This is a genomic window from Frankia sp. CcWB3 (assembly GCF_977927595.1).
In genome coordinates this window covers 1-4,993 of the sequence record NZ_CDWRCK010000255.1, presented here as the reverse complement: position 1 = coordinate 4,993, position 4,993 = coordinate 1, and the positions used below count along the sequence as shown (strand labels likewise).

General features: G+C 73.3%; 3 protein-coding genes. All 3 read right to left on the bottom strand.

The window, feature by feature from the left end:
- Window positions 1-1,041, bottom strand: a 1,041-nt coding sequence (meaB, locus tag ACY5KJ_RS16790; protein ID WP_462203812.1) for a methylmalonyl Co-A mutase-associated GTPase MeaB, incomplete at its 3' end; no start/stop codon positions are given.
- A 38-nt stretch (window positions 1,042-1,079) separates the two neighbouring features.
- A complete protein-coding gene (scpA, locus tag ACY5KJ_RS16785; RefSeq protein ID WP_462188370.1) occupies window positions 1,080-3,344 on the bottom strand; it encodes a methylmalonyl-CoA mutase in 2,265 nt (754 codons plus the stop codon).
- Window positions 3,344-4,993: methylmalonyl-CoA mutase family protein (locus ACY5KJ_RS16780; protein ID WP_462203811.1), on the bottom strand; the 1,650-nt coding region annotated here is incomplete at its 5' end. The genes ACY5KJ_RS16780 and scpA, both read right to left, overlap by 1 nt.

Sequence of the window (4,993 nt, the reverse complement as noted above, 5' to 3'; positions counted from 1 at the left end):
TGCCGCGGCCCGGCCCTCGTGGGCGGCCAAGCCGTCATGCGCGGCGAGGCCGTCATGCGCGGCGAGGATGGCGTCGGCGGCCAGGCTCGGGGGGAGGGTGCCGTCGCGGACCCGCCGTTCAAGGTCCGGAGTGATCTCGCGGACCCCCGGATCGGCCCGCAGGCCAGCGAGCAGCCGATCGTGGACCATCGCCCACATCCAGTCGACCTGCTGGCGGCGCCGGCGGGCGGCGAGTTCGCCGGAGGCGTCGAGGGTGTCCTGATGCTTGACGATCTGCGCCCAGATGGTGTCCAGCCCCGTCCGCTCCACCGCGCTGCACGTCAGCACCGGGGTGTTCCAGTCCCGGGGACCGGCGGAGCCCTGCAGCAGCCGCAGCGCGCCGGCGAGTTCCCGGGCGGCACGGCGGGCGTCGAGCTCGTGCGGCCCGTCGGCCTTGTTCACCGCGATGACGTCGGCGAGCTCCAGCACCCCCTTCTTGATGCCCTGGAGCTGATCCCCCGTCCGGGCCAGGGTCAGGAACAGGAAGGTGTCGACCATGTCGGCGACGGTCGTCTCCGACTGGCCGACGCCGACCGTCTCGACCAGGACGACGTCGTAGCCCGCCGCCTCCATGACGACCATCGCCTCGCGGGTCGCCTTGGCGACGCCACCGAGCGTCCCCGCGGTGGGCGAGGGCCGGATGAACGCCGCCGGATCGGTGGACAACGCCGCCATCCGGGTCTTGTCCCCCAGGATGCTGCCGCCGGTACGCGTCGAGGAGGGGTCGACGGCGAGCACCGCCACCTGGTGCCCCTTCCCGGTGAGCATGGTGCCCAGCGCGTCGATGAACGTCGACTTGCCCACCCCGGGCACCCCGGTGATGCCGATCCGACGGGCCTTGCCCGCGTGCGGCAGCAACGTCACCAGCAGCCGCTGCGCGAGCTCCTGGTGGTCGGGCCTGGTGGACTCGACGAGGGTGATGGCCCGCGCGATCCAGGTCCGCGACGAGGCCAGCACCCCGTCGGCGTACTCGCCCGGATCGATCGGTCGTCGGGTCACCATGCCGGATAGCATGCCGGATCTGCCGTCACTCGGGCGGGTCAGGCCGCGGGGTGAGCGGGATGAGCGGGATGAGCGAGCTGGGCCGACAGGGCCGCGAGCAGGTCCAGCGCGGCGTCGGCGATGACCGTGCCGGGCGGGAAGATCGCGGCGGCGCCCGCGGCCCGCAGCTCGTCGAAGTCGCCGGGGGGGATGACCCCGCCGACCACGATGAGGATGTCGGGCCGGTCGAGCGCGGCAAGCTCCTCGCGCAGCGCGGGCACCAGGGTGAGGTGGCCGGCGGCCAGCGATGACACCCCGATGATCTGCACGTCGGCCTCGACGGCCTGGCGGGCGACCTCGGCCGGGGTCTGGAACAGCGGGCCGACGTCCACGTCGAAGCCGAGGTCGGCGAACGCGGTGGCGATCACCTTCTGGCCGCGGTCGTGACCGTCCTGGCCCATCTTCGCGACCAGGATCCGGGGCCGGCGACCCTCGGCACGTTCGAAGGCGGCGGCGGCCTCGCGGGCGGCGACGATGTTGCCGGCAGGTCCCGCCTCGTCCCGGTACACCCCGGAAATGGTACGGATCTGGCCCGCGTGACGCCCGTAGACCTTCTCCAGCGCGTCGGAGATCTCCCCGACCGTCGCCTGCGCCCGGGCCGCGTCGACGGCGAGCGCCAGCAGGTTCTGCTCCAGCCCGGGACCGCGGCGCCCATCGCGGGCCGCGTCGGCCGCCGCGGTCAGGGCGTGCAGCGCCGCCTCCACCGCGGCCGGGTCACGGTCGGCGCGCAGCCGGCGCAGCTTCTCGATCTGCTCGGCGCGCACCGCCGAGTTGTCGACCTTGAGCACCTCGATGGCCTCGTCCGCGTCGACGCGGTACTTGTTCACCCCGATCAGCGGCTGGCGGCCGGAGTCGATGCGGGCCTGGGTGCGGGCGGCGGCCTCCTCGATGCGCATCTTCGGGATCCCGGCGTCGATGGCCTGCGCCATGCCGCCCGAGGCCTCGACCTCGTCGATGTGCTCCCAGGCCCGGCGGGCCAGGTCGTGGGTGAGCCGCTCGACGTAGTAGCTGCCGCCCCACGGGTCGATCACCCGGGTGGTGCCGGACTCCTGCTGGAGCAGCAGCTGGGTGTTGCGGGCAATGCGGGCCGAGAAGTCCGTCGGCAGGGCCAGCGCCTCGTCGAGGGCGTTGGTGTGCAGCGACTGGGTGTGCCCCTGGGTGGCGGCCATCGCCTCCACGCAGGTGCGCACCACGTTGTTGAACACGTCCTGGGCAGTCAGCGACCAGCCCGAGGTCTGCGAGTGGGTCCGCAGCGACAGCGACTTGGCGCTCTTCGGGGTGAACTGGTTGACCAGCCGCGACCACAGCAGCCGGGCCGCGCGCAGCTTGGCGACCTCCATGAAGAAGTTCATGCCGATCGCCCAGAAGAACGACAGCCTTGGTGCGAACGCGTCGATATCCAGCCCCGCGCCCAGCCCCGCCCGGATGTACTCGACCCCGTCGGCCAGGGTGTAGGCCAGTTCCAGGTCGGCCGTCGCCCCGGCCTCCTGCATGTGGTAGCCGGAGATCGAGATCGAGTTGAACCGCGGCATCCGCTGCGAGGTGAACGAGAAGATGTCCGAGATGATCTGCATCGACGGCTGCGGCGGGTAGATGTAGGTGTTGCGGACCATGAACTCCTTGAGGATGTCGTTCTGGATGGTCCCGGCGAGCTGCCCCGGGGCCACCCCCTGCTCCTCGGCCGCGACGATGTAGAGCGCCAGCACCGGCAGCACGGCGCCGTTCATGGTCATCGACACGCTCATCTTGTCCAGCGGGATACCGTCGAACAGCTGGCGCATGTCGAGGATGGAGTCGATGGCGACGCCGGCCATGCCGACGTCGCCGGTGACCCGCGGGTGGTCGCTGTCGTAGCCGCGGTGGGTCGGCAGGTCGAAGGCGACCGACAGGCCCTTCTGCCCGGCGGCGAGGTTGCGCCGGTAGAAGGCGTTCGACGCGGCGGCGGTGGAGAACCCGGCATACTGGCGGATGGTCCACGGCTGGGTGACGTACATCGCCGGGTACGGGCCGCGCAGGAAGGGCGCGATCCCCGGGTAGGTGCCCAGGAAGTCCAGGCCCGCGGTGTCGGCGGCAGTGTAGAGCGGCTTCACCGCGATGCCCTCGGGGGTATCCCAGGTCAGCGCGTCGGCGTCCTTACCGGTCGCCGCCTCCAAGGCGGCCCGCCACTCACCTTCCGCCGCGTCCGCCCCGGCCGGCGTGGTGCCCAGCTCCACCGCGGAGAAGTCCGGGATCATCGGGGCACGTTGCGAGCTGTCCGTGGACATCAGGCCACCCCAACCTCGGCGAGCGTCGCCCGCAGCACGGCGACGGCATTGCATCCAGTGAACACGTAGCCGTCGATGCCCGCGGCGGCATCGGTCTGCGCGCGCGCACCGGCCTGGCCCGCGAGCCACACCCGGCTCGCCCCGACGGCCCGCAGCGCCTCGGCGACCGGCCCGGCGTGCTCGGCGTACACCTTGTCGGCCGAGCACAGGCAGGCCACGGTGGCCCCGGAGGCGCTGAACGCCGCCGCGATCGACGCCGGGTCCGTGCCCGGGCCGGACGTCGGAGTCTCGAACCCGCCCGCCTGGAACAGGTTGGCGGCGAAGGTGGCGCGCGCGGTCGAGGCCGCCGCGCTGCCCAGGGTGGCCAGGAAGACCACGGGCCGGCCGCCCGTCGCCGCCAGGTGCGCGTCGGAACGGGCGCGCAGCTCCTCGAAGGTGAGGTCGTAGGTGAGCTCCGGCAGCCCGGCGCCCACCGCCGTGGCGGCCTCCCCGCCGACGCCGGCGGGGCTCGCGGCGGGCACGGGGCTCACGGCGGGCACGGGGTGCCGCTCGGGGAGGTTCTCGCCCAGGTTCGGGAACTCGCTCACCCCGGTGATCGGTTCCCGCCGGTGGGCGATCGCGTCGGAGCGCGTCGCCCAGGTGGCCGCGATCCGCTCGGCGACGAGCCCGGACCGCAGGCCGGCGACGATCCCGCCGGCCCGCTCGATCTCGGTGAACCAGGCCCAGGCCGCCTCGGCGAGCTCGGCGGTGAGTGACTCGACGTACCAGGAGCCGCCGGCCGGGTCGGTCACCCGGATCAGGCTCGACTCCTCCTGCAGGAGGGTCTGGGTGTTGCGGGCGATCCGGCGGGAGAAGTCGTCGGGCCGGCCGAGGCGCGTGTCGAACGGCAGGACGGTGACCGCGTCGGCGCCGCCGACACCGGCGCCGAAGCAGGCCAGCGTCGTGCGCAGCATGTTCACCCAGGGATCCCGGCGGGTCATCATCGCCGCCGAGGTGACCGCGTGCTGGCGCTGGGCCCGGTCGGCCGGCTCGGCGCCGCACACCTCGGCGACCCGTGACCACAACCGGCGGGCGGCCCGCAGCTTCGCGATCGAGGAGAACTGATCGGCGGTGACCGCGTAGCGAAACTCGATCTGGGCGAGCGCCTCGGCAAGGCTCAGGCCGGCCCCGGTGAGCTCCCGCAGGTAGGCGACGCCGGTGGCCAGTGACGCCCCGAGTTCCTCGGCGTCACTGCCACCCGCGCGGTGGTAGGGCTGGGCGTCGACGACGAAGGCGCGGATCCCGGGGAACTCCCGCACGCACCGGCCGGCGAGCGACACCGCCTCGGCGAGGCCCACCGGGCCGTCGGCCGGCAAGCCGGTCCGCGCGGCCAGACCGATCGGGTCGGCGCCGAGGCTGCCCGTGAGCTGCGAACCGGGCAGGCCGCGGGCGGCGGCGAGGCCGAAGAACTCCTCGGCGGCCGAGGCGGTGAGCTCCCCCGCGTCCAGCACGATCGGCGCGAGGTCGAGGTAGACCTCGCGCAGCACCGCGCCGAGCCCGCCGATCGGCAGACCGGCGGGCCCCAGCCGCAGCCAGAGCGAGGTAGCGCCGTTCTCCAGATCGGCGAGGACCGCCTCGGCGACGAGCGTGGCATCGGGGTTGTCATGCAG